The organism is Corallococcus sp. AB049A (assembly GCF_003668885.1).
Taxonomy (GTDB): Bacteria; Myxococcota; Myxococcia; order Myxococcales; family Myxococcaceae; genus Corallococcus; species Corallococcus interemptor.
Genome location: NZ_RAWL01001270.1, coordinates 1 through 416, shown reverse-complemented (window position 1 = coordinate 416; position 416 = coordinate 1). Strand labels below are relative to the sequence as shown.

Here is a 416-nt window from a genome sequence, read left to right as displayed (position 1 = left end):
GTGCGCGACATGTACACCGCCCAGTATCCCGAACTCACCACGGCAGCCGTGGAGGGTCCGGAGTACAAGGGGGAAAACGCTGTGTACAAGTTCGTGCGTGCCGCGGGCGCAAAGGGCAACCATGCGTAAGCGCGATCTGATGAATGCGTTGGCCGATCCGGTCAGCATCAATGGAACTGAGAAACCGCCCGATAGGGCGGTTTTTCTACATGATGAGGAGGTGGAATCGTGTTGTTCGATTCTTGCCAAGGTTTATCAGGCTTCAGTGAAAGCCTCACCGGCGGGGCGGCATGTCGATTCGATTCCCCTGCCGGACATAGAGCTGCCGATGGTTTTCTAACACTCCCGGCCATTTCACAATGCGTTCCAGCGATTGCACGCCTTCGGCATACCGACGAGGGAGACCTTACCGGTCT

At 57.2% G+C, this 416-nt stretch carries 2 protein-coding genes; both read left to right on the top strand.

Annotated elements, in window-relative coordinates; genetic code table 11:
• The first annotated feature begins 9 nt into the window (after positions 1-9).
• Positions 10-129: a PRTRC system protein C gene (locus D7X55_RS46970; protein WP_116281133.1), complete on the top strand. Its 120-nt coding sequence runs from the start codon at positions 10-12 to the stop codon at positions 127-129.
• Positions 122-340: a hypothetical protein gene (locus D7X55_RS43950; RefSeq protein WP_012435679.1), complete on the top strand. Its 219-nt coding sequence runs from the start codon at positions 122-124 to the stop codon at positions 338-340. The genes D7X55_RS46970 and D7X55_RS43950 overlap by 8 nt, the downstream gene beginning before the upstream one ends.
• Positions 341-416 lie beyond the last annotated feature (76 nt).

Excerpts from the sequence above, each read along its gene's own strand:
- D7X55_RS43950 (WP_012435679.1), top strand. The coding sequence starts at position 122 with ATGCGTAAGCGCGATCTGATGAATGCGTTGGCCGATCCGGTCAGCATC.
- D7X55_RS46970 (WP_116281133.1), top strand. The coding sequence starts at position 10 with ATGTACACCGCCCAGTATCCCGAACTCACCACGGCAGCCGTGGAGGGT.